Origin of the sequence: Emergencia sp. JLR.KK010 (genome assembly GCF_037018265.1) — a bacterium.
Classification (GTDB): domain Bacteria; phylum Bacillota; class Clostridia; order Peptostreptococcales; family Anaerovoracaceae; genus Senimuribacter; species Senimuribacter intestinalis.
This window is the reverse complement of the sequence record NZ_CP143550.1, coordinates 78,915-103,090: the sequence shown is the minus strand read 5'-3', so window position 1 is coordinate 103,090 and position 24,176 is coordinate 78,915. Positions and strand designations below refer to the sequence as shown.

The 24,176-nt window shown below is 43.4% G+C and carries 20 protein-coding genes and 2 tRNA genes; 21 read left to right on the top strand and 1 reads right to left on the bottom strand.

Annotation, left to right across the window (positions count from 1 at the left end):
* The first annotated feature begins 159 nt into the window (after positions 1-159).
* From V1225_RS00420 to V1225_RS00355, 14 genes are all read left to right on the top strand, one after another.
* The gene (locus V1225_RS00420) at positions 160-1,566 is read left to right on the top strand and encodes a Sapep family Mn(2+)-dependent dipeptidase (RefSeq protein ID WP_161908880.1); all 1,407 of its coding nucleotides are present in this window, start codon (positions 160-162) and stop codon (positions 1,564-1,566) included.
* 54 nt (positions 1,567-1,620) lie between these two features.
* Positions 1,621-2,469: a D-alanyl-D-alanine carboxypeptidase family protein gene (locus V1225_RS00415; RefSeq protein ID WP_338547153.1), complete on the top strand. Its 849-nt coding sequence runs from the start codon at positions 1,621-1,623 to the stop codon at positions 2,467-2,469.
* The gene (locus tag V1225_RS00410) at positions 2,456-3,379 is read left to right on the top strand and encodes a hypothetical protein (RefSeq protein ID WP_338547151.1); all 924 of its coding nucleotides are present in this window, start codon (positions 2,456-2,458) and stop codon (positions 3,377-3,379) included. Before V1225_RS00415 ends, V1225_RS00410 begins: the two co-directional genes overlap by 14 nt.
* 73 nt (positions 3,380-3,452) lie before the next feature.
* Entirely contained in the window at positions 3,453-4,163 is a 711-nt protein-coding gene (locus tag V1225_RS00405; RefSeq protein ID WP_160200856.1) for a polymer-forming cytoskeletal protein, read from the top strand.
* Positions 4,164-4,165: 2 nt separating this feature from the next.
* Positions 4,166-4,672, top strand: a complete 507-nt coding sequence (locus V1225_RS00400; RefSeq protein ID WP_160200857.1) for a polymer-forming cytoskeletal protein — start codon at positions 4,166-4,168, stop codon at positions 4,670-4,672.
* A gap of 6 nt (positions 4,673-4,678) precedes the next feature.
* Positions 4,679-5,569: a polysaccharide deacetylase family protein gene (locus V1225_RS00395; RefSeq protein ID WP_160200858.1), complete on the top strand. Its 891-nt coding sequence runs from the start codon at positions 4,679-4,681 to the stop codon at positions 5,567-5,569.
* A gap of 109 nt (positions 5,570-5,678) precedes the next feature.
* On the top strand, positions 5,679-5,822 hold the full coding sequence (gene scfA / locus V1225_RS00390) for a six-cysteine ranthipeptide SCIFF (RefSeq protein ID WP_160200859.1): 144 nt from the start codon (positions 5,679-5,681) through the stop codon (positions 5,820-5,822).
* 1 nt (position 5,823) lies between these two features.
* Positions 5,824-7,203 (top strand): thioether cross-link-forming SCIFF peptide maturase, encoded by a 1,380-nt coding sequence (gene scfB, locus V1225_RS00385; protein ID WP_338547147.1) that lies wholly within the window; start codon positions 5,824-5,826, stop codon positions 7,201-7,203.
* Between the two features lie 297 nt (positions 7,204-7,500).
* A complete protein-coding gene (locus V1225_RS00380; RefSeq protein WP_338547143.1) occupies positions 7,501-8,844 on the top strand; it encodes a PqqD family peptide modification chaperone in 1,344 nt (447 codons plus the stop codon).
* Positions 8,845-9,007: 163 nt separating this feature from the next.
* Positions 9,008-10,630 carry an ABC transporter ATP-binding protein gene (locus tag V1225_RS00375; RefSeq protein WP_251632448.1) on the top strand — a complete coding sequence of 541 codons (1,623 nt, stop codon included), beginning with the start codon at positions 9,008-9,010 and terminating at the stop codon, positions 10,628-10,630.
* Between the two features lie 791 nt (positions 10,631-11,421).
* Positions 11,422-12,081: a hemolysin III family protein gene (locus V1225_RS00370; protein WP_338547140.1), complete on the top strand. Its 660-nt coding sequence runs from the start codon at positions 11,422-11,424 to the stop codon at positions 12,079-12,081.
* Between the two features lie 52 nt (positions 12,082-12,133).
* Entirely contained in the window at positions 12,134-13,399 is a 1,266-nt protein-coding gene (locus tag V1225_RS00365) for an FAD-dependent oxidoreductase (protein WP_338547138.1), read from the top strand.
* Positions 13,400-13,465: 66 nt separating this feature from the next.
* Positions 13,466-14,170 (top strand): pseudouridine synthase, encoded by a 705-nt coding sequence (locus tag V1225_RS00360; protein WP_338547136.1) that lies wholly within the window; start codon positions 13,466-13,468, stop codon positions 14,168-14,170.
* Positions 14,171-14,300: 130 nt separating this feature from the next.
* Entirely contained in the window at positions 14,301-15,707 is a 1,407-nt protein-coding gene (locus tag V1225_RS00355) for an amidophosphoribosyltransferase (protein ID WP_251614366.1), read from the top strand.
* A 296-nt stretch (positions 15,708-16,003) separates the two neighbouring features.
* Here V1225_RS00355 and V1225_RS00350 read toward each other — a convergent pair whose 3' ends face one another.
* A complete protein-coding gene (locus tag V1225_RS00350) occupies positions 16,004-17,599 on the bottom strand; it encodes a helix-turn-helix domain-containing protein (RefSeq protein ID WP_338547133.1) in 1,596 nt (531 codons plus the stop codon).
* Positions 17,600-17,785: 186 nt separating this feature from the next.
* Between V1225_RS00350 and V1225_RS00345 the strand changes: the two genes are divergently transcribed.
* From V1225_RS00345 to V1225_RS00315, 7 genes are all read left to right on the top strand, one after another.
* A complete protein-coding gene (locus V1225_RS00345; protein WP_338547131.1) occupies positions 17,786-18,550 on the top strand; it encodes a creatininase family protein in 765 nt (254 codons plus the stop codon).
* Between the two features lie 2 nt (positions 18,551-18,552).
* Positions 18,553-19,857, top strand: coding sequence for a cytosine permease (locus V1225_RS00340; RefSeq protein WP_338547129.1), 1,305 nt, complete (start codon positions 18,553-18,555; stop codon positions 19,855-19,857).
* A gap of 24 nt (positions 19,858-19,881) precedes the next feature.
* Positions 19,882-20,976 (top strand): DUF917 family protein, encoded by a 1,095-nt coding sequence (locus V1225_RS00335; RefSeq protein ID WP_161908869.1) that lies wholly within the window; start codon positions 19,882-19,884, stop codon positions 20,974-20,976.
* A gap of 180 nt (positions 20,977-21,156) precedes the next feature.
* The gene (locus tag V1225_RS00330; protein WP_160200869.1) at positions 21,157-22,917 is read left to right on the top strand and encodes a Na/Pi cotransporter family protein; all 1,761 of its coding nucleotides are present in this window, start codon (positions 21,157-21,159) and stop codon (positions 22,915-22,917) included.
* 231 nt (positions 22,918-23,148) lie between these two features.
* A tRNA-Gly gene (locus tag V1225_RS00325) sits at positions 23,149-23,222 on the top strand.
* 52 nt (positions 23,223-23,274) lie between these two features.
* Positions 23,275-23,350: transfer RNA gene (locus V1225_RS00320), tRNA-Ala, on the top strand.
* 81 nt (positions 23,351-23,431) lie between these two features.
* Entirely contained in the window at positions 23,432-24,148 is a 717-nt protein-coding gene (locus tag V1225_RS00315; protein ID WP_338547126.1) for a lysophospholipid acyltransferase family protein, read from the top strand.
* Positions 24,149-24,176: the final 28 nt, after the last annotated feature.

Below are 24,176 nucleotides of genomic sequence, written 5' to 3'. Positions count from 1 at the left end.
CTCCTTTTTGACGCATAATATGGTCTCATTATAGCTGGAGGGTTTTTCTGTTTCTTTAGAATAATTTTAAATCGAACCTTCTTTTTTTGTAGCCAGTACAATGAAAAAAGAGCCATGCTCTTATAAAATCTTTACAAAACTATCATAGGGAGGATTGCGATGAAAGCGGAAGATTTCGTAAAGAAAAACAGAGAACAGATGATAATGGATATCAAAGAATTTTCAGCGATTCCAAGCATTTTAGATGAAGAAACGAAAGGGGAGGGAAGACCTTTTGGGCAGAAAGCTGCGCAGGCTCTTACATGGATTTTGAACAAAGGAAGATCCATGGGAATGGAGGTGAAAAACTTTGACGGCTACGCCGGAGAAATGACGGCAGGCGGAGGCGATCGGCTGATTGGAATTTTGGGTCATGCAGATGTGGTGGCGGCAGGAGAAGGCTGGCATACGGCGCCTTTTGAAATAAAGGAGATAGATGGCAAGCTGTACGGCAGGGGTACTTTGGATGATAAGGGTCCAATTATATCTTGTCTTTATGCAGTCAAATATCTGATGGAGGAGAATCTGATTCCAGCGGAAACGGCGATTCGGATGATTATCGGCTGTGATGAGGAGGAAAACTGGAGATGTATTGAGCACTATGCGAAAAAGGCAGACCGGATGCCGGACTGCTCCATCGTGCCGGATGGAAACTTTCCTCTGATTCACTGCGAAAAGGGTCTTCTGGATGTGGACTTTTCCTATGAAACGGACGGGGACATTGGCTGTCAAATTGCAGTGGAGTCTCTTTACGGCGGAGCAGCCAAAAACGTAGTACCGGGAAAAGCACATTGCACCTTGCGGTGTCCGGATACAGAAACCGCTGCAAACCTTACTGCGGTACTGAATGCCTTTGAACATATCTGCGCGCAGCAGGAACATTGCAGCATTTTCGTGACCGTTTCGGGAAAGAGCACTCACGCCATGTCTCCGGAAAAAGGTTTGAACGCCATCAGTCTGATGATGAAAACCCTGGAAGAGGTCAGTGCAGAATTTGATATAGCGCCGGTATATAAAACCTATAATCAGTATATCGGCATGACCTATTATGGAGAAAAATTTGGCTTGAATTTTGCGGATGAAGCTTCCGGCAAACTGACTTTTAATGTGGGAACCATAGCGTTAGAATGCGGAAAACTTACTTTTGGCGTCAGTGTCAGATATCCTGCCACTGTGGATAAAGTCAAGGTGTTTTCAGCAGCCGAAGAGACCTGCAGACGCGCAGGGATGAAAATGGATATTACAAGTCATATGAACGGGCTGTATGTGGATGCTGGATCGGACTTTATTGGAGTCCTCATGAATGCTTATCAGAAGATTAGCAGGGACTATGAGTCCCTTCCAATTGCTATTGGGGGTGCAACATATGCGAGAACGATTCCGAATGCAGTGGCTTTTGGACCGTTATTTCCTTATGAGGAGGAGTTGGCCCACGAAGCAGATGAATTTCTGGATTTAGAAAGTCTGGATAAGATGACGCTTATCTACATCGAGGCGCTGAAAGGGCTGCTGACAATGAAAAAATAAACCAGTCATATTTCTCCCATCCTAAAATAGATTAGGTATGGGAGATTTTTTATTATGAAGAAAATATTGATTATCATAGGAACGATATTAGGATTTGCGCTGGGCGCTATGATCTTTGGCTATATTGCAGAGCCGGAGGGTGAAGCGGCGGCTGCAGATATGGTACAGCCGCCGACGATAAGCGCCAAGCAGGCGATTTTAATTGACGGAAAAAGCGGCGAGGTGCTTTTTGAGAAAAATGCAGATGAAAAAGGGTATCCTGCCAGCACGACGAAGATTATGACTGCTCTTGTGACTTTGGACGTCTGTGAACAAATCGGCGCAGGCATAGATACGACAGTGAAAATTCCGGAGGAAGCAGTAGGCGTGGAAGGATCTTCCCTGTATTTGAAAAAAGGAGAAGAAAGAACGTTGGAAAATCTGCTTTACGGTGTAATGCTCAGGTCTGGAAACGACGGCGCCACAGCACTGGCTGCTATTATGGGCGGAAACACAGAACACTTTGTACAGCTGATGAATGAAAAGGCGGAGAAACTAGGCTGCACCGGGACCAATTTTGTTAATCCCAGCGGGCTTTATGATGATAACCATTATACGACGGCACGAGATCTTGTGACCATCGCAAAAGAGGCCATGCAAAACAAGATTTTCCGGGAAATAGTGGGTGCAAAGTCCTGGGAAGAATACCATAACAAAAACAAGACGGTGTTTCAGTATGAGGGCGCCACAGGGATTAAAATCGGATTTACCAAGATGAGCGGAAGAACACTGGTAGCATCATCTAAGCGACAGGATACGGAACTGATTTGCGTGGTATTATCTGATGGAAACTGGTTTAATGACGCTTATGCGCTGATGGATTATGGGTATGAAGTGAGGGGGATTGAGGATGAAGAAAAGTAGATGTATTGATGCAGGACGTCAGGGATGCCCTTGTGCGCTGGCAGAATGCGGACAGTGTCTGATCTGCGCAAAGCTGCGCGGTGGAACGTGTCAGGAGTGCAGCTGGCAGGGCACCTGTATTTATTCTCTGTATGAACAAAATGGCCGCAGCGTGATTTTAAGCCGCAAGGATAGGCTGCTTAAAATCAAGCAGGTAAAGACCTACAGCGATGATTTAAAAGTCTTTATTGTCGAGGCTGACCGCGGATTCTGCCAAAAGGCACAGACAGCAGGAGCGTACGTGTTTGTGCGGGCCGAGGATGGGGCAAAATGGTATGATGCGCCAATCTCTGTTCTAAAAGCGGAACCGGAAGCGGGACTTTTGCATCTTGGTATTTGCCGGTGCGGTCCGAAGAGCAGCAGCATCTTTCAGGCGGAAAAAAATCTGTGGATTCGAGGCGTATATTATAATGCCCTTTCAGGTTTTGGCGCGCTTAGGGAAAATGCACAGGAAGCTTTTGTCTATGCAAAAGGCATTGCGATTGCGCCGCTGCGCAACTTTCTGGATGGCGGGAAGCGGTATAGCAGATGGCTTGGGCAACTGCACGTCTATGTTGATTTGGAAAAGGTAGGCTTTGATTTCTTTCACGACTATTTTGGGGATTTGCCGGCAGAAGCAGTTGAAGTGCGGGACTTTGCCAAGGAAGGTCTTTGCTCTTTAGATGATTTGGATCATATGGAGGAAAGTGATTCTCTCAATGTGTTTGCATTGACTTCACCATATTATGCCAGTCAGGTCGAGAGAGCAGCAGGAAGCAGCATTGTACGACCGGTAGAAGGAAATATGTGCTGTGGTGAGGGGATTTGTGGAGCTTGCACTTGCACAGATGAGATGGGACGCACCGTGCGCAGGTGCAAAATAAAAGAGTAGAAAAAACGATTATAAGTGAAAAGCTGTCGATATATGTAGAATCTAATTGAACTTGGGCGAAAAAGATGATAAAATGGCAGAGAGAATAGACATAGCAGAAGTCAGAAAAGTTGAGGAAATTTTCATGTCATCAATTTCGAATTTTACACAGGCGATGAAAGAACTGACCGGATTTGACGATGAAACGTCAAAAGAAAAAGTTAAGACCGCCGAAAAGCGTGAGGATTTTGCGCAAGATAGAGATAAGACCAGCGAGCCATTTCGGATGCCGCAGATGGAACCGCGTATCAGACCGCAGATGGAAATTCTTGTGCCTGAATTTAATCAGGAGGCAGGAACTGTCATCAGCAGCAGCATGGTGATTACCGGCAATATAGAAGGGGCGGACCAAGTAAAGGCAAATGGATGTATTTTTGGCGATTTGAATACGACATCGTCCGTCATCGTCAATGGAAAGATAATCGGAGATGTTGCCACAGAAAGTCTGGCGGTAAGCGGTAGTATTAAAGGTGCTGTGAAGGTCAGTTTAGATGCGCGCATTGAACATGCGGCAGTAATTGTGGGCGATATCAAGTCGGCGAATTTGCAGACAAAAGGAAAAGTAAAAGGCAATCTGGAAATCAAAAACGTCGTTGATATTACGGAAAGTGCTGTGGTCGTGGGAAACATTGATACTGGGGAACTGAATTCCGAGCGAGGTTGCGTCATCAATGGCAATGTGACAACGAGGAATACCCGCAGCTTTACTTTTGATGAAGAGCAACTTTTTAGTATTGGAGAGTAAACATGGAAGAAGAAAAGAAACAGCAGACAGAATACGAAGAACCAGTACAGGAAGAGACTGCTGAAGAGGAAAAAAACCATGAGGGCGTGCTGCCTATAGATGAGACCGGTGTGATTGCAGCGAATACCAAGGTGACGGGCGATATTGTGACTCGTGGGCACCTAATGATATACGGAGAGGTAGAAGGCAATGTAACAGCAGCAGGAAACATCACTGCAACAGGCAGGATTTCGGGTGATATCGCCTGCAGTAATCTGAAGCTGACTGGCTGCCAGCTGAAATCCAATCTCACCGTAAAAGAAAATATCCTGATGGATGCAGACTCCAAAGTGGAAGGGAGAATTTTCTGCAGTGTGCTTTCCGCAGACGGCACCATTAAGGGAAATATAGAGGCGACTTCGGAAGTGCAGATCCACAGCAGCGCCAGCATTACAGGCGGAATTCGCACAAAATCTATCTCTGTTGATGCAGGGGCACAGCTCCTGGGAAGTATGCAAGTGGTTCGGTAAATAAATATGGAAGGCAGATTTTCAGTAAGATTTTTTAAGCGACTTATTACATTTACAGTGCTGGGCATCCTTCTCATCTTGACGGTGGCGGTCATCGTGCTCTCTGTGAGAGTGACGGCATTGTCTGCAGAAGCTGGCAGTGGCACAGATTCTGGCGGAAACGAAACCCAAAACGCAGATTCTGCGCTGATTGTTGAAGAGGAGGCACTTCCTTATCAGGAAAAGTATGCATCACTTTATATTCGGGATGAATTCCGGCAGGCAAAGGCGAAGTCAAAAACGGTATACCTGACCTTTGATGACGGACCTTCTCAGACGTGCACGCCAGAGGTGCTGGACATTCTGAAGGAACACAATATTAAAGCGACCTTTTTTGTAGTAGGTAAGATCAGCGAAAATAGAGACATTGTACAGCGGATTATTGATGAAGGACATACTATCGGTATTCACACGTATACTCACTCCTACGAATACGTTTATCAGTCGATGGACACTTATCTTGCGGATTTTGAAAAACTCTGGACAGAGCTTTATGAGGAATTTTCTTATCGGGCAGAAATTTTCCGTTTTCCAGGCGGTTCTGTCAATACTTATAATTATACACTTTGTCAGCAGATTATCGCGGAGATGTACAGGCGTGGGTTTGTGTATTTTGACTGGAATGCCTCTGCAGAGGATGCGGCATCAGGAAATCCGTCCAGCGATGTGATTGCAGAACGAATCTTAAACGGCGTGCATAATGCTGACAGAAGTATCGTACTGATGCACGATAGTGCCAGCATGGGATCCACCGTGGAGGCACTGCCTGAAATTATCGAGCAGCTGCAGGATGAAGGTTATGCTTTTGATAAGCTGGACCGGAGTGTAAAACCCATTACTTTCTCTTATTTAAAATAAATGGGCAGACTTTGCCGTGTGTGCGGTGATACGGGACTTGACAGTGTGCCGCACCATAAGGTAAAATAAGAAAATAGTGAAAGATTACAAATAGAAAGGTAGATATAAAATGAAAAGAATCAAGACAATCGAAACAAGAAACTTAGAACAGAGCATGAAGAACGGTGGCTGTGGCGAATGCCAGACTTCTTGCCAGTCAGCTTGCAAAACTTCCTGCGGTGTAGCAAATCAGGAGTGCGAGAAGAAGAACTAAGATGATACACCAGTATAAACTAAACGGATACAATATCGTTTTAGATGTTTATAGCGGTTCGGTACATGTAGTGGATGATGTTGCGTATGACATCATCCATGATTTCTTTTCTGAGGAAAAAGAGACGCTGGTCGCAAAGATTTTGGACAAGTACGCAGGCAAAGCTGATGTAACCCGGCAGGAAGTGCTGGAAGTCATAGACGATATTGAAACGCTGCAGGAGCAGAGAAAACTTTTTACAGAAGATATCTACGAACCAAATGCTTACGATTTGAAGAATCGCCATACGGAAGTAAAGGCGCTTTGCCTTCACGTTGCGCATACCTGCAACTTAAACTGTAGCTATTGCTTTGCAAGCCAGGGGAATTTTAATGGTGAGCGGGGACTGATGTCCTTTGAAACAGGAAAGCAGGCGCTGGATTTTCTCATCGAGAATTCCGGTGACAGACGGAATTTGGAAGTGGACTTCTTTGGCGGCGAGCCTTTGATGAACTGGCAGGTGGTGAAGGACCTGGTTGCGTATGCCCGTAGCGTGGAGAAGCGGCATGGAAAAAATTTCCGCTTTACGCTGACCACCAACGGTGTAGGTATTGACGATGATGTCATTGCATTTACAAACAAGGAAATGCACAATGTAGTGCTCAGTCTGGACGGACGCAGGGAAGTTCACGACAGGCTGAGAAGAACACCGTCCGATGAGGGAAGCTACGATTTGATCGTGCCGAAGTTCCAGAAGCTGGTTGCGGCAAGAGGCGGCAAAGGCTACTATATGAGAGGCACCTTTACTCATAATAATGTAGATTTTACAGAAGATATTTTCCATATGGCAGACCTGGGCTTTACGGAGCTTTCCATGGAACCGGTGGTATGTCCGCCGGAGGATCCTTTTGCGCTGACGGAAGAGGATTTGCCGAAGCTCTTTGAACAGTACGAAATTCTGGCGACGGAGATGATTCGCAGAAAGAAAGCGGGAAGCGGGTTCACTTTCTACCATTATATGATAGATTTGACTCATGGACCTTGTATTTATAAGCGAATTTCCGGCTGCGGCTCGGGAACGGAGTATTTTGCTGTGACGCCGTGGGGCGACCTATACCCGTGCCACCAGTTTGTCGGCGATGAAAAGTACAAGATGGGTGACATTTGGAACGGCATTACAAACGAAGAAACTCGTCAGGATTTTAAGATGTGCAATGTCTATGCCCGTGAGGAATGCAGAGACTGCTGGGCGCGTCTTTATTGTAGCGGCGGTTGCGCAGCTAACGCATATCACGCAACGGGTTCCATCAAAGGCGTCTACGACTACGGATGCAAGCTTTTTAAAAAGCGGATGGAATGTGCGATCATGATGCAGATTGCAATGATGGAAGAGGACAACTAGTGTAATGAACGAGATGATTTAAATTGTTAAAACACCTCAAAGAATGATACATTCTTTGAGGTGTTTTACATTATAATAGCTGCATGAGACAATTATAAATGTTTAATCGATTAAAAAAATCATAAAACATTATTATATTCACATGTGAAATTATATAAAATAAATCAAATACTATATTGACATATGCAAAGAAAAACGGTAAAATATAGAAAATTAAGAATGTACTGATATAAAAAAGTTAAGACAATATAATAAATTCTTTGAATATTGTTGATTAAATAAATAGGGGTGATATTTATGACAGGATCAGAAAAAATCGCATACTCTAAGAATATTTCATGGCAGGATATAGACGATACAGTTTTTATTATCGAAGAAAAGACTAATCGAAGATATCGTTTAGATGACACAGCTAGAGATATTTGGCTGTTGCTTAACAATACTGTGGATAATATCTGTTGTAGTATGAATGAAAAGTATTCGGATGTGGATGAAGAAATAATATTAAATGACGTAAGTGATTTAATATTTGCGCTTTATGATGAAATGCTTATTACGATAGATGGTGCGAGTGAACAAAAAGCTATGAAGGAAGGCGAATATAGCAAGGAAGATTATCTCGGAAATATTGACTCTGAGATGTTTGAAAAGGAGTATGAGAAACGACAGTTAACAGGAGTAATGTTTGAATTGTTAACCAAGTGTAATTGGAAATGTAAGCATTGTTATATTCCAGAGCATTCCGAAGATGGACTTAGCACTGAGAAAATTATATCTTTGATTCGTGAAGCGAGAACAATGGGGGCATTGAATATTACATTTACAGGGGGAGAGATATTTTTAAGAAAAGATATAATGCAATTGATAAGGACTGCAAGAGAACTGTACTGTAGCGTGTCTTTATTAAGTAATGCGTCTTTGCTTGACGAAAAAATTGTAGAGGAATTATCACGACTATATATCAATAATTACTCTTTAACTATCTTTTCTCTAAATGAGCAGATACATGATGGGATAACAGGGATTAAGGGATCGTTAGAAGATGTATTAAGAAATATTCGATTATTGAAGAAATATGAAATTCCAGTCACAATAAAAACTCCAATTTTGAAAGATAATTATAAGTTTTATAATGAAGTAAAAGAGTTTGCTTCTAAAATTGATTGTACGTTTTCTATGTCACCAACAATTTTTTCGAAATCAAATGGGGATAGAACTCCACATAATTATCAGTTGAGTGGGGAGGAATTATGTAATGCAATTCGCGATGCGGATAAGGTTACTGAAAAATTTAAAGAGGGAAAGCCATTTCTTTATAAATATGATGAACCTTGTGCAACTGTATATACAAATCTATTTATAGATTGTAACGGAATGGTAACGCCATGCAATTCCATGTATTACTATGTTGGAGATATTAAAAAACAAAGCATTGGGGAAATATGGAAAAACTCAGAAGAATTGGAATATATAAGAAGTATAAAGAAAAAAGATTTGAAATGCAATTCTTGCAAGTTAGAACCTTTCTGTGAACGTTGCCCGGGAGTGGCACTTCTTGAAGACGGAACTTTTACAGGGTGTTGTGAGAGTAGTCGAGAAGCAGCCATTTTAAGAACTAAAATCGCAAAGGAGGTGAAATAAATGTATAGTACACCAGTTGTAAAAAAACAAGTATCTACCCCCGTGTTACAGATGTGCAGAGCGAATGCTTGCAACGGGAAGTAATTTTTAGGGTGAGTAATCTCACCCTTTTAATAGAATTATAGCGTTTAAGTTATAAACTTGACGAAAGACAAGGTGCAGCATGAAAAAATATTTATATAAACTGAGAGGAATCATTTTCGCAAAAATATCTTGTGCTGTTATTTCAATTGCAGCCTTAGCAGCGATTCCATATTTGAATAAACTTTTATTCGATCAAAAATTTAAAATTTGGGGCGACTATGGAATTCTCCTGCTTATCGGACTATATATTCTGGTCTATATCATCAATAGTGTTTTTGAATATATCAGTCAAAGAAATGCCTGGAAGCTTGATTGGAAGTTCAATCTTTTAATCAAAGATGATTTGTTTCATGCACTGCTTAACCAGCCGTACAGGGAATTTGCGAAGAAGTCGCAAGGAGAGTATTTATCGCTTTTTACAAATGATATAGGGGTGGCGAGTCAATATATTTCCAGCTGTGTTGCGGTGGTACAGACTGCAATGCAGATTTTTGTGTATGGCGTATTTATTTTTTCTCTGAATCTTTATATTGGGCTGGTAATTGTGGTGGGAACACTGCTTGCTCTTTTGGCACCGGCAATTACAGGGAAAACCTTGGCAGAACGCAGGAAAATATGGGTGTGCCTGCAAGGAAACTATATAGAAAAGCTGCGTGATTTATTTGCCGGTTTTCGTGAGGTCAACAAAAAAACGCAGAACGCCATGGGAAGTGAGCAGTCAAAAGTGCTGCGGAAAACAGAAGATAGTATGCTTCACTACGGGAAATTCAGCACATTTACTCATATCTTAAATGGGGGATTTTTATATGCGGTTAATATTCTATCCTTTGCTGCGGTCGGGATTCTTTTTGTTTTTTCAAAAATTACGCTGGGGACTGGAGTTGCAGCCCTTGGTTATGCAGAAAGCTTTATTGAACCGCTGAGATATATTTTGGAAGAAGTCAGCAATATTAAATCGACAAAGCAGGTTACGGAAAATCTGATGGAATATATCAACCAGCTGGGAAAAGGTGTGGCAAGGAAAGAATTGAAATCGGAACTAGAGGAAACCGCCATTGAAACCCTTGAGCTTGAGAACCTTTGCAAGACCTTTGAGGGGTTTGAAATTAAAAACTTTAGCTATCGCTTCGTAAGAGGACGTCAATATGCGTTAATTGGACACAACGGTTGTGGAAAAAGTACGATTCTTGAAATAATCCGTAAAAGTAAAGTAGAGGATTCTGGAAAGGTTTATTTTGACGGAACGTCCTCCGATGATATATGCGTAGAGGATTACGTATCCTTAACCGGTGTAGGAAGTCATATTTTTAAAGGCGATTTCACAGAAAATGTTACCATGTTTGGAGCTTATGACAAAGAACAAAGATTAGAAAACTTTGACTTCGGAGGCTTGGATTTTAGCGCAGGAGAAAAACAGGTAATCTGCATGCTCCGTGCTTTTGCAGAAAACGCATCGGTTGAACTGTATGATGAGCCATTTTCTGCCATGGATATGGCAAATAAAAAAATACTGTCAGGGATTCTGCAGAGTCGTAAAGATAAAATTGTGATTGTTGCAACCCATGATTTAGATAGCAACTACTTGAAAGCTTTTGACGAAGTTCTCCTCATGGAAGCAGGAAAGCTGTTGATGGCTGGAACACCTGATGAGGTTATCAAAACGGAGGCTTATCAAAAGCTAAGAAAAGAAAAATCAGTTTGAGCATAGTCTGAAAAGGAACAACTAGTGGGGTCGTTCCTTTTTGGTTGTACGACAGAAGGTTTATTCTGACAGTACTACTAGTTCTTTCAACAGTTTCGGAAGCCCACAAATCGCATTTAAACGATGGAATGGTCTGAAACTTCTCCAAACCTGATACATAAAATCCAAGGCCCCTTTCCATGCTAGTAGAAAGTGTATCATTTTATATGCTGGAAAACAAGTGGCAAACAGATTGTTGGGAATGCATTTTCTGACCGCACAGAAGGCATATGACCATAATGCGGTTAGTTTTTAAAACTGTGTAACAGGGATTCTGACCGCAGAGTACTGATTTCGAACCAACACGGTCAGAAATTTAAAGCTTACAATGCAGTATTGTGTAATTTCAAGTTCGTTATTCTCATTAATTACAATGTTTTCCATGAATTCCTGATGAAAATTCTTGAAACTTGTCTTAGACAAGTAAATTTTCTCTGTGTAGACACTTTAATCATCGTTTTTTTGACCGCAATACGCCTCATAGATATAGTTACGGTCATTTTTGAAGTTACACGATTTTTAAATCTGACCGCAACCTCACTATTTTGCTGCCATACGGTCAGATCTACCGTTTATGAGTGTTATGTGTCTTGTAAAGAGTTGGACAATCCGTCAAAAAAGTATAAACGGAGTAATTATTGCATGATTCTGTTTTAAACTTGACATAAAATTGAAATTAATATATTATAATATAGTAATAAAAACTAGATTTTAAAATATTAAAAAATATATAAGGAATTAGAAAGGGGAATATGATGACGGACGGAACTTTAAAGAGATATACAGTGGGGGAAGAGATTTTTAATACAGTGTCTCACGGCTTAGGCTCAGTACTGGCAGTAGGCGGTACTACAGTGCTGATCGTTTTATCTGTAGTTCACCACAGTGGGTTGGCGCTGGGCGTCAGTCTGGTTTTTGGTATATCGCTGATTGTGCTTTACACCATGTCGGCGGTTTATCATGGGGTGCCTCATCCCAAAGCAAAGGAAATACTGCGAATTTTTGATCATGCTTCTATTTTCCTTCTGATTGCGGGGAGTTATACGCCATTTTGTCTCGTCGCCCTTCGTGGAAATCCCAAAGGCCTGATCGTAGTGGGTGCAGTCTGGATTTGCGCAGGTTTTGGCATTCTGCTCAACGCCATCGATCTTGCGAAGACCGAGAAACTGGGCACCGTACTTTATGTGGTCATGGGCTGGGCGATTCTATTTGCCTTTAAAGATATTATCCGCGTACTGCCGCAGCCTGCCTTCTGGCTCCTGCTTCTTGGAGGGATCAGTTACACAGGGGGACTTGTGTTTTATGCTATGAAAAAAAGATATATGCACAGCGTTTGGCATTTGTTTGTGCTGGCAGGGAGTGTCTTGCATTATATCTGTATTGCGGTTTATGTCATACCTATGGCGTTCTAAAAAGCATGAATTGTCATATGAATAGTAACAAGAAGAATTGTTGGAGGTTCATATGGCAAAGATTATCATAGTCGGCGGCGGCTGGGCAGGGGTCAGCGCTGCAGTCACCGCAAGAAAAACCGGCGCAAAGGTGCAGCTTCTTGAAAGGACAGACCTGCTCCTGGGGCTGGGCAATGTGGGTGGTATTATGCGAAATAATGGAAGATTTACTGCGGCAGAAGAGAATATCGCTATGGGTGCAAGAGAGCTTTTTGAGATTACTGACGGCTGCGCAACCCATCGGAATGTAGATTTTCCGGGACATAAGCACGCAACATTTTATAACGTATTGAAGGTGGAGCCGAAGGTTCGGCAACTTTTGCATGAGATGGGAGTCGATATACATTTCATGACCCGGATTACGGATGTTGAAACCGAGAAATGTCAGGATGGTGAAAATAGGATTACGGGACTTGTGTCAGCGGATGGCGAACACTTTGATGCCGATGTTTATGTAGATTGTACGGGAACGACGGGACCTATGGGAAACTGTATGGAGTTTGGAAACGGTTGCAGTATGTGTGTGCTCAGGTGTCCCGCCTTTGGACCGAGAGTCAGCATTTCTGAGAAAGCAGGCGGATTTGACTACTATGGTAAACGTGCAGACGGAACGCTGGGCGCTTTCAGTGGATCCACGAAAATAGAGAAATCGACTCTATCAAAGCCACTGCAACAGGAGCTTTCTGAGAAAGGCGTAGCAATTGTGCCCCTTGCAAAGGAATTAATCAATGAAAGCAAGCTTTCCAAAAAGGTTTGCAAACAGTATGCGCTGCCGCAATTTGCGGAAAACATTGTTCTCATCGATACAGGCTATGCAAAGATGATGACCCCATATTTTCCGCTGGAGCAGCTTCGGATGGTGGCAGGTTTTGAAAATGCAAGATATGCAGACCCTTATGCAGGCGGAAAAGGCAACTCTATTCGCTATCTGGCAGTGACAGAGCGAGAGGAAAATATGCAGGTAAAAGGTGTTAAAAACCTCTTTTGCGGCGGGGAGAAGTCGGGACTTTTCATCGGTCATACGGAAGCAATTTCTACAGGGGCTTTGGCCGGTCACAATGCCGGATGCTATGCGGTAGGCGAATCGTGTTTGCAATTGCCGGATACTATCGCTATTGGTGCACTGCTAGCGTACCAAAAACCTGACGGCGGCATGTTCACTTTTGCAGGAGATGAGTTTTTCCAGTATATGAAGGAGAAAGGACTTTACTCCGTAAACAGAGAGGAAATTGCAGCGCGCATCGAGGCGGCAGATCTCACCTGCGTATACGACTGTTAAAAAAAGCGATGACTTCCAGGTGATTTTGTGTTAAAATCCTCCTTAGGAAAAGGAGACATAAAATCAATGAGAATTAATAAATATATTGCGCAATCAGGAATTGCCAGCAGAAGAAAGGCAGATGAACTGGTTGCTGCCGGCAATGTGAAGGTCAACGGACTGACGCTGAAGGAAGCCGGCTATGATGTAGTTGCAGGTGATGTGGTAGAGGTCAATGGTCGCCGCATAGAACCGGAGGATAAGAAGGTCTATATTTTACTCAACAAACCGCTGGGGTATGTGACAACCGTCAGTGACGATAAGGACAGACAGACTGTGATGGACTTGGTGAAGGATGTCGACGCCAGAATTTTTCCGGTGGGACGACTGGATTATAATACTTCCGGCATGCTGATCATGACCAACGACGGAGATTTTGCGTATAGGCTGACCCATCCGAAACATGAGATGCCGAAGACTTACAGGGCGCGGGTTGCAGGCGTTCTGTCTGACGAGAAATGTGCAAAGCTGCGAAGGGGCGTTGATGTCGGTGGTTATGTGACATCTAATGCCAAAGTACAGATTGTAAAGGGTGTGCAGAGGTCTACCATCGTGGATATCACCATTCACGAGGGAAAAAATCGCCAGGTACGCAAGATGTTTAAGGCAGTCGGCAATAACGTGCAGGAGCTTGCACGTATTGCTATCGGCGATATTAAGCTGGGCAGATTGGCTGTAGGGCATTATAGAAAACTGACAAAAGAAGAAGTCGAATATTTAAAGAATTCCTAGAAGGCGGGAAACCGTCTTCTTTTTGTGCTGACATTTACGGTGTTTTTTATAAAGAAATATTGTAAAAGCAAAAAGAGTGTGGTACAATATTTTTTTCAGTTAAACCGTTTACGATAAAGGAGGTTACGTTATGGGCGGCTTTTTTGGTGTTGCAGCGCGGCAGGACTGCGTGTTTGATTTGTTTTTTGGGATAGATTACCATTCTCATCTGGGAACTCGGCGAGGTGGTATGGCGGTATACGGAAAGGACGGCTTTAACAGAGCGATTCACAATATCGAAAACTCTCCTTTCAGAACGAAGTTTAATAAAGATATGCAGACGATGGACGGCATTATGGGAATTGGTTGTATTTCGGACTACGAGCCACAGCCGTTGATTATTCGTTCCCATCATGGCACTTATGCGCTGACGACAGTGGGAAAGATTAATAATGTCGATAGTCTGGTGCAGAGACTCTTTGATACGGGACATGCTCATTTTCTGGAGATGAGCGGCGGTGAAATCAACGCGACCGAACTGGTTGCAGCGCTGATCAATCAGAAAGAGAATTTAATCGAGGGCATGCACTATGCGCAAGAAGTCATCGACGGCTCCATATCGCTGCTTCTGATGAATAAGGCGGGCATTTATGCAGCTCGTGATAAATACGGCAGAACACCTATTGCTGTAGGTAAGAAAGAGGAGGGTTTCTGCTTTAGTTTCGAGAGTTTTGCCTACAAGAATCTGGGATATACAGATTACAAAGAACTGGGACCAGGAGAAATTGCAGTGATTACAGATCAGAACTGTGTGACACTGCTGAATCCAAACGAAGACATGAAGATTTGTACTTTCCTTTGGGTGTATTACGGGTTTCCGGCAAGCTCCTATGAGGGGATCAGTGTAGAGCGGATGAGAAATGCCTGCGGTGCCAAGATGGCACAGCGGGATAGTGTAGAAGCGGACTATGTAGCTGGTGTACCTGATTCCGGTATCGGAAGCGCAGTGGGATATTCCAATGCTTCTGGTATTCCATACGGAAGACCTTTTATTAAATATACGCCGACCTGGATGCGTTCGTTTATGCCGACCATTCAGACCAAGCGAAATCTGATTGCAAAGATGAAGCTTCTGACTGTGGAAGATTTAATCAAAGACAAGAGACTGGTACTCATTGATGACTCCATCGTAAGAGGAACGCAGCTTCGAGAAACTGCCGAATATCTCTTTGAAATCGGCGCAAAGGAGCTGCACATCAGACCTGCGTGCCCGCCGATTATGTATGGATGCAAATATCTGAACTTCTCGCGTTCTTCCTCTGAAATGGATCTGATTACCAGAAGAGTTATCACAAGACTTGAGAATGGCAACGTAACTGGTGAAATCCTGGAAGAATATGCAAATCCTGAGACAGAAAAATATGCGCAGATGGTGGAGGAAATCCGTAAGGAAATGGGATTCACTACGCTGCAGTTCTGTCGCCTTGATGATATGATGGATGCTACGGGCCTTGAAAGAAATAAACTCTGCACCTACTGCTGGAACGGAAAAGAATAGTCTTTGCACTGTAATGCAGCAGCTGTGCATATATTCGTAAAAATCAGCGAAAATATGCAGGCTATGATAAGGAATCGTGCATATTTTTTAGAATTTTGATTGCAATATGCAGATTTACAATGAAGAACGCCGTCAGAGAGAGGGAAAACCCTCTTGATGACGGCGTTTTATGCGTATTTTTTTAATTTTTGGTGAAAATATGCACGCAGCGGTGCATATTTTTGAGAATTCTCTTTGAAATATGCATGAGATATGAGTGAAGCAAGCGCACAGAGTTCAGCAGCGCTGAATTTTTTCTATTTTAAAATCCGGTAAAGGGCCAGCGCCTTGTAAATCGTTAGAGATTCAGGCATTTTTCGCATATCAAAACCAAGGATTTCGTTAATTCGTTTCAGCCGGTACTTCACCGTGCCTTTATGGACATACAGCATTTCGGCAGACTTGTCAATATTACCGTTGGCATCAATAATAAAGGTTTCCAGAGTTTCCAGCAAAGTATCAGCACCGGAAGCGGCATGCAGAATCGGATGCAGAATGGTAAGGACATGGTCAGAAGCTTTTTTGTCTGACGCAATGGCAGCGCACTCGCTGCAGAAATGCAGTTCGCCCAGATTGAAAACTTTTTTTGAAGGAAGAATGCGATGCAGGTAGGCGTTATAGGCGACGTACTCTTCGAATAAATCTTTGTAAATGCCGGGGTTATAGTAATCGGCATGAATCATCATGCGCTCAATTTCCTCATAGGAAGAAAAAGCTTTTTCTGATTCCATAAAGAAATCGTAGCGATTGATCTCATAATCAGGAAATTCCAGAAACAGAACGATGCAATCTCCGTTTACCTCTGAAATTGGCGTAAATCCTTGGGAATAATAGTGTTTTTCTAATTTCGTCCGAAGTAAATCGGGCTCTTTTTTTGCCCTGTTTGTCATGCTGAAAATGAGTACAGCGTGAATCTTCTTTATATCGACACTCAGCCGCTTGGCAAGGCTCTGAATTTTAATAGGTTCGTTGTGAATAAGAGCATGACACAGGGCAGTCTTATCAGAGCGGTTTTTCTCCCATATACACAGATACAGACGAATCGATTCCATCACCTGCTCAAACTGGATTTGGTTTACCGCGCCCTGCTTGGAAATCACTGTTAGATATCTTAATACCGGGTCGCTGAAGAAAATGGGGCTTCGGGTGAAGTAGTAGCGGTTTCCTGTCTTTGAGACAAAAGCACTTTGATAAGATGTGCGAGTGGAAAGTTTCTCTCCATGGGAAATGGTAAAATTAGCGTCATGAAGAGGTTTGAAATCTTCACCGGCCCAGTCAGCGCCGTGAAGCAGGTTCAAGTTCTTATCGTAGAGACCGATAGAAAAATGGGTGTACTGGCTGATAATGTCTACAAGAAGGGTTAGAGAGCGCTCCTGCGCAGAGAGGGACGCCATGTATTCCAGGACAATGTTAGTCCAGTAGTTTTGATTCTTTCGATCCTCCAGAATCTGTTCCATAATAGGCGTAATCAGTTCGCTGCAGGAGTGCCTGTGAGACGGCATCTGAATCAAAGGAAAATCCAGCTCTTCTGCAGTTTGTATTACTTCCGGCTCGAAGTCCTCTTTGAACATACCGATATTCATCACTAAAATTCCGCTTGCTCCGACGCGGCTAAGAAAGTGCAGGCAATCCAGTTTGACCTGTAAGGGAAACGTAAGAAAATAGCTGGACAGCAGAATCTCTCCAAGCAGATATTTGGAAGTGTGAAACAACTCGTCATAATTAAATTGAATGTCGAACTGGTCAACGATTCCAATGCCGGAAACGGTGTTGGAAAGCGATAAAGTTCCGGCTCTTACAATGGCACCTTCCATCACTGGCAGGCTTAATAAATCTTTCAGGGTGATACTCATATTGCACTCCTATCTGCCTTCTTGGACAAGATAATTGTTTAAAGTGTATCATAGGAGGAGTTTTTTGTCAAAAGGAACAAAGGGAAGTACGTTTTTTTATCTGAAACAGAAAAGACGTAAAAGTGATTTCAATGATATGATAAATTTATAATATTGTATATAGCAAAAGAAAGGAGGAAATCAGCTATGAGAACTTATTATTTAGAGGAAATGACCTGGCCTGAAATTGAAAAAGCATTGGGTGAAGGATATAAGACAGTGGTAATTTTTTCCGGTGCGGTGGAACAGCATGGGCCACACCTGCCGGAGGCTACTGATGCAATCAGAGCCCATGCGGAGGCGGGCGACTTTGCGAAGAGGCTGGGCAAAGCGCTGGCGGCACCTGTGATTCGTCCCGGCGTTTCTGACCCCCATATGCCGTTTCCTGGCAGCATTACATTGAGGGCGGAAACTTATATGATGATAATTGAGGACTATATTGATTCTTATTTAAAACATGGATTTGATACGTTTGTTCTTGCATCCACCCACGGCGGAAATATGCCTGCGATGGAAGAGGCAGCAGTGCGCTGCAGGGAGAAACATCCTGAGGCTGCTATCGTAACCGGCTGCAGCATGGCGGATGTTATGCAAATGCTTGCAGAGGCAGAGAAAAATGAGGGGCTGCCAAAAGGCGTCTGCGGTGGACATTCCTGTGAATTTGAAACGTCCATGATGCTGGCTGTATCCGATTTGGTACAGATGGATAAAGCAGAAGCAGGCTTTATGGGCGGACTGACCAAAGAGGTTTCGGACAAAATGAACACGGAAGGTCTTCGGGCAGTCAGTGCCAATGGAATTATGGGCGATCCGACTGGTGCAACCCGTGAGCGCGGCATGCGGTTCTTTGAGACTATGCAGCAGCTGCAGCTGAAGATTATAAAAGAGAAATTAGAACGTGAAGGGAAATAACTATGGCAGAGAATCATAAACAAGGTACGATGGAAAAACGTGCCATTACCCAGGTGCAGCCCAAGGAAAAGCAGTCAACCTTAAGCTTGACCATGATTTGGGTTGGCGGTGTAATCAGTGCACCTGCACTGATGGTTGGAGCAATTTTGATGGGAGGTTTATCCCTGCAGATGACTCTTTTAATTACCCTGTTAGCTTTTGGTGTACAGGTGGCAATTATGAGTTTAAACGGAATTGAAGCATCCGATACAGGCTATCCACTGACAGTGATTCTTGGAAAAACCTTCGGCAACACCGGTTCCAGATACATTCTGGCTGGTCTGATTACATTGACACAGGGCTTACAGGCTGCTGTACAGATCGGCGTTTGCGGCGGTGCTTTTGTTGCAGCGCTGGGTGCATTTGGAATTCCATTCCCGATGTGGCTGTCCATGATTTTGTGGGGCGGCATTATGGTACTGACTGCAGTATATGGTTTTACATGGATGACTGTGCTAAACTATGTAGCAGTTCCATTCCTGGTTGTTGTATGTGTATACGGTACCATTAAGTCTGTAGGCATGTACGGCGGCTTTAGCGCAGTGCTTGCTTATGAACCGGCACAGCAGATGGACTTCGTATCTGCACTGGCAATTATGATTGGTATCTTTGCTTGCGGAACCATCGTATGTACAGACCTGACCCGCTATGCAAAAGACAGAAAGGCAACGGTCATTTCTTCAGTACTGGGAATTTTACCGGCGATGCTTTTGATTGTTGCTATGGGTGCAATCATGAGCGTTGGCGCAGGAACAACAGACCTGACAGAGCTGTTCGTAAAACTGAACATGCCGATTATCGGCGTACTCGCACTGCTTCTGGCAACATGGACTACTAACACCACTAACTTCTACCAGAGCGGTCTGGCATTCACCAGATTCTGTGGAGAAAAGGATGGTAAGAGACCGCTTCTTACTGCAATTATCGGTGTAATCGCAACTGTTCTGGCAGTTTTAGGTGCACTGGATTTCTTCGTTCCGATGCTCAACGCATTTTCTGTCATGATTCCGCCAATTGCAGGCATCATGATGGCAGACTACTGGATTATTGGAAAAGGCAAGAAAGAAAACTGGGGTATTATTCCAGGTTTCAACTTTGCAGGAATTGGCGCATGGATAGCTGGTATGGCAGTAGGCTTCTTCGTAAACGTATTCAGCCCTGCATTTAACTCCATTGTTGTCGGTATGATTGTATATCTGATTTTAAATGCTGCACTTAAGAATGTAACCCCTGCAGCAAGAAATCCGGAAGAGTTTATTGGCGAGTAATCGCAAAGTATAGGAGGTATACATATGAAATATTTAAGCTGGAAAGATGTAGAGTACATGGTTTATGGCGGTGCTTTCCTTGCTGGCGGCGGAGGCGGCGGCATGGATGCAGGGCTTGCAATGCTGGCTGAACTGGAAAAAAGATATCCTGACTACAAAGTGCCGATGATTTCCCCGGAGGAAATGAAAGACGATGAGTATGCGGCAGTATTCGGTGGAATCGGCGCACCTACAGCAGTAGATATCAAAACCGTTCTCGACTTATTTGACAAGCTGCTCAAGCATGGCTATGAAGTTGCGGCAGAGGAAGTTCCTCACGGTATTGCAGCAGCACTTCCGCCGGAACAGGGTTCCTTGTGCTGCATTCTTCCGATTCTGGTAAGCATTGCGCAAGGTATTCCGGTGGTTGACGCAGACGGCTGTGACCGTGCATGCCCGGGCCTTGAATGCTGCCTGTACACCTTAAATGGTGTGCCGTTCTACCCTGGAATTCTGACTTCTGAAAGAGGTCACGTAATTCGTATTGAGCCGAGCGATCCCCTTGACGCTGCAATCATTGAGAGAACCACCAGAAGAATTCTGGATCTCTATGAAAATATGCTGGGTATGACTTGCTGGTACTCTTCTAAAGAAGATATTCTGACAAAACTGGTTCCAGGAACACTGTCAAAGGCAATCGCTGTGGGAAAAGCAATCCTTGAAGCAAAGGAAAAAGGCGTAGATGTGTCAGAAACTGTCGGAAAATTGGTTCCTCTGAAACTGCTGGCTGAAGGTGTGGTAACGAAGAAGGAATCTGTCATTAACGAAGGCCACGACATAGCGACTACCATCGTTACTGATGCAGAAGGCGTAGAATACAGAATTCTTGCTGCAAATGAAAGTATGGCATTAGAAAATCTGACCACAGGAGAAACCGTAATGAGCTGTCCCGACGTAATCTGCAGTATTGACAAGGACAATTACTACCCACTTAGTACCGCAGATGTACTGGAAGGTATGCATGTACAGTACTTCGGTACACCGGTAGACGAAAAGTGGTTTGCAACTGAAACCGCAAGAAACAGCTTCGCGCCACACTTCAAAAAATGTGGTTATGAAGGACCAATGGTGAGATTTTAGTATGATTGCTAGATGCAATTGGGCTTTGCCGGCGAGTTATCGCCATGGGCAAAGCCCGCTTTTTTGGCAGAAATGTGAGAGATTTTGACAAAATTGTGTACACCTGCTTGAAAAGAGCGAGGCAAGTATAGTATAATTAAAACAAAAGTTATAGTAGAATTTTACATTGGAGAGAATATTTTGGATTTACAAGCTGTACTTACAATGCTCGGCGGTGTAGGGCTTTTCCTTTATGGAATGAAGCTGATGGGACAATCCCTGGAACGCTTTGCCGGAGCGAAGATGGAGAAAACCCTTGAGAGACTGACCAGCAGCAGAGGTAAGGGAGTCCTCCTTGGCGCAGGAGTAACGGCAGTCATTCAGAGTTCGTCGGCGACGATTATTATGGTAATCGGTTTTTTAAACGCTGGCATTCTGAAACTGGTACAGGCAGTTCCCGTCATTATGGGTGCCAATATTGGTACGACCATCACCGCTCAGATTTTGAGACTGGGAGATATTAACAACGATAATTTCCTTCTGCAGATGCTGAAGCCAGTATCTTTTGCGCCTCTCTGTGTTGTGATTGGCGCTTTTGCTATGCTGATTTCTAAGAAAAACAAGACCAAAGATAAGGCTGGTATCGCTGTTGGGCTGGGGATTTTGTTCATCGGAATGAATATGATGGAGTCCAGTTTTAAGCCGCTGGCAAGCTCACCGGAATTTATGCAGATTTTTCTGGTGTTGACCAATCCGGTGCTGGGCGTTCTTGCCGGCATGGCAGTAACTGTGCTGCTGCAGAGTTCTTCTGCTTCTGTCGGCGTACTGCAGGCTATGTCTGCAACCGGCGCTATTACTTTTTCCATGGCGGCGCCTATTGTTATCGGACAAAACATCGGAAAATGCGTCACGGTGCTTCTTGCAAGTATCGGCACCAATAAAAATTCACGTAGGGCTGTCTGTATTGATATCACAATGTCCATTGCAGGTGCAGTAATTTTTCTGCTGCTGATTTATGTATATCAGGGGCTGTTTGGATTTAGCTTCTGGGATAAACCTGTAAATAGAGGTCGTATTGCAGATTTCCATACTTTATTTAATCTAGCAACCTGTATATTTATGTTGCCTTGTGTAAACCTCTTGATTCAGTTCTCGAAGAAAATCGTCAAAGACAAGAATGTTTCTAAAATCGATGAAGAACTGCAACTGCTGGATCCGATTTTTATTCCTACGCCGGCGCTGGCTCTGGAACAGTGCAAAAAAGTCATGGTTTCTATGACGGATGCTGCTTTGGAAAATTATCGCCTGGCGTCGAACTGCTTGTTTAAGTATAGGACTGAAGATTTCGAGAAAATCAAAGAAAATGAAAATTTCCTAGATAAGACCGAAACCGTTCTGGGGGATTATCTGGTTCGCATTACAGAGCAGCATTTGGATGTGGAGCAGAACCGTTTGGCGACGGAATTTATGCACACCGTAGGTGATTTTGAACGGATTGGAGACCACTGCCAGAATCTTCTTGATGTAGCAGAGTTTAATATGGAACAGAATATAGTCTTTTCTGAGGATGCTCTTTGTGAATTGAGATATCTGCAGGCAGCAGTAGATGAGGCGCTCAGCGTAACGGTTACTGCCTATCAGGAAGAGAAGGAAAGTGTTTGTCATAAAATTGGTCCTCTTGAAGACAATGTGGATTATTTGGTGGATATGCTGAAATCCAAACATATCGATCGCCTGAAAGCTGGTCAATGCAGTACGCAGGGCGGCATTTCCTATGTGGAAATTCTGACTAACATGGAACGAATCTCAGACCATTGCATCAACATTGCGCAGCATCTGCACCAGCGTATCGTGCGGCAGAGCCTGGATACCCATAAGAGTGAAGTCTTTGATAGAGATTCTGATGAATACAAAGCGATGACTGCATATTATGAAAAACAGTTCCTGGATCCTGTTCGGTAAGAAAAACAAAAAACTGCTTGACTGTATTTGGAAAAAGGAGTATACTCTACGTTAGAGAGATGATAAAGAATAAGTCTAGATGCAGACTATAAATGTATCAATAATTAATTATCACTAAATGAAGAGTGAGAGTAAACTTTATGAGCGGCTAAACAGCCGCTCTTTCGCATTTCGTGAGATAATTATATTGAATTCGCGCGCAAAAAGGTATATAATAAAAAAGGTTACTGTGCGGGCATAGTTCATCGGTAGAATATCAGCTTCCCAAGCTGAGGAGGTGGGTTCGACTCCCATTGCCCGCTCCATGAATATACTTGCAATAAGACTGAAACTGAGCTATAATCGAATCATAAGCGTGGGGGATTGGCGCAGCTGGGAGCGCGTTTGACTGGCAGTCAAAAGGTCAGGGGTTCGAACCCCCTATTCTCCACCAATGAAAAGCAGGTTGAACACCTGCTTTTTTTCCATCTCGGAGTATATCAGAAGCAAAAAATCAGAAAGCTAGAGAAATGAAATGAATCGATTGACAAAAATTATTTTAAAGAATATTTTTCGTGTACCGTCAATTTTTGGTAGAATTTACTGGTATGCGGCACATCCGGAACGCTATAGCGGAGAGGAAAAGCTGCGGCCGCTGCAGTATATTGTAGAGCGTGCCAAAATCAGCGGAAATTTGGATATCAAAGTCTATGGAAGAGAGAATATTCCGGAGAAGGATGGGTATATTTTTTATCCCAATCATCAGGGAATTTTTGATGGTTTTGCAATGATTGAAGCCTGCCAGAGACCAATTTGTCCTGTCATGAAGCAGGAACTAATGAAAATCCCCGGTGTAAAGCAGATTTTTACCTGTATGAATGCGCTTCCTATGGACAGACGCGATGTGAAACAGTCCCTTAGAGTAATCAACGAAGTAAGTCATCGTGTAATGCAGGGCGAAAACTGTATTATCTTTGCTGAGGGGACAAGAAGCGGAAACGGAAATCAGCTGCTGGAGTTTAAGGGAGGTAGTTTTAAAGCGGCGGTCAAGGCGAAATGTCCTGTCGTTCCTGTAGCTTTGATTGACGCATATAAGCCATTTGACAGAAATGTACCGGGGTTTATTACAGTGCAGGTGCATATATTAAAGCCAATCTATTATGAGGAATATGCGGGCAAAAAAACAACTGAAATTGCCCAGATGGTGAAAAGCAGGATTGAAGAAAACATTGCGGTGTATGCTGAAAATTAACAGAACATGAACATGGCTGTCCTTTTAA

Excerpts from the sequence above, each read along its gene's own strand:
- V1225_RS00365 (WP_338547138.1), top strand. The coding sequence starts at position 12,134 with ATGGCAAAGATTATCATAGTCGGCGGCGGCTGGGCAGGGGTCAGCGCT.
- V1225_RS00415 (WP_338547153.1), top strand. The coding sequence starts at position 1,621 with ATGAAGAAAATATTGATTATCATAGGAACGATATTAGGATTTGCGCTG.
- V1225_RS00370 (WP_338547140.1), top strand. The coding sequence starts at position 11,422 with ATGATGACGGACGGAACTTTAAAGAGATATACAGTGGGGGAAGAGATT.
- V1225_RS00380 (WP_338547143.1), top strand. The coding sequence starts at position 7,501 with ATGACAGGATCAGAAAAAATCGCATACTCTAAGAATATTTCATGGCAG.
- V1225_RS00405 (WP_160200856.1), top strand. The coding sequence starts at position 3,453 with ATGGCAGAGAGAATAGACATAGCAGAAGTCAGAAAAGTTGAGGAAATT.
- V1225_RS00395 (WP_160200858.1), top strand. The coding sequence starts at position 4,679 with ATGGAAGGCAGATTTTCAGTAAGATTTTTTAAGCGACTTATTACATTT.
- V1225_RS00345 (WP_338547131.1), top strand. The coding sequence starts at position 17,786 with ATGAGAACTTATTATTTAGAGGAAATGACCTGGCCTGAAATTGAAAAA.
- V1225_RS00420 (WP_161908880.1), top strand. The coding sequence starts at position 160 with ATGAAAGCGGAAGATTTCGTAAAGAAAAACAGAGAACAGATGATAATG.
- scfB (WP_338547147.1), top strand. The coding sequence starts at position 5,824 with ATGATACACCAGTATAAACTAAACGGATACAATATCGTTTTAGATGTT.
- V1225_RS00355 (WP_251614366.1), top strand. The coding sequence starts at position 14,301 with ATGGGCGGCTTTTTTGGTGTTGCAGCGCGGCAGGACTGCGTGTTTGAT.
- V1225_RS00400 (WP_160200857.1), top strand. The coding sequence starts at position 4,166 with ATGGAAGAAGAAAAGAAACAGCAGACAGAATACGAAGAACCAGTACAG.
- V1225_RS00410 (WP_338547151.1), top strand. The coding sequence starts at position 2,456 with ATGAAGAAAAGTAGATGTATTGATGCAGGACGTCAGGGATGCCCTTGT.
- V1225_RS00335 (WP_161908869.1), top strand. The coding sequence starts at position 19,882 with ATGAAATATTTAAGCTGGAAAGATGTAGAGTACATGGTTTATGGCGGT.
- V1225_RS00360 (WP_338547136.1), top strand. The coding sequence starts at position 13,466 with ATGAGAATTAATAAATATATTGCGCAATCAGGAATTGCCAGCAGAAGA.
- V1225_RS00315 (WP_338547126.1), top strand. The coding sequence starts at position 23,432 with ATGAATCGATTGACAAAAATTATTTTAAAGAATATTTTTCGTGTACCG.
- scfA (WP_160200859.1), top strand. The coding sequence starts at position 5,679 with ATGAAAAGAATCAAGACAATCGAAACAAGAAACTTAGAACAGAGCATG.
- V1225_RS00340 (WP_338547129.1), top strand. The coding sequence starts at position 18,553 with ATGGCAGAGAATCATAAACAAGGTACGATGGAAAAACGTGCCATTACC.
- V1225_RS00375 (WP_251632448.1), top strand. The coding sequence starts at position 9,008 with ATGAAAAAATATTTATATAAACTGAGAGGAATCATTTTCGCAAAAATA.
- V1225_RS00350 (WP_338547133.1), bottom strand. The coding sequence starts at position 17,599 with ATGAGTATCACCCTGAAAGATTTATTAAGCCTGCCAGTGATGGAAGGT.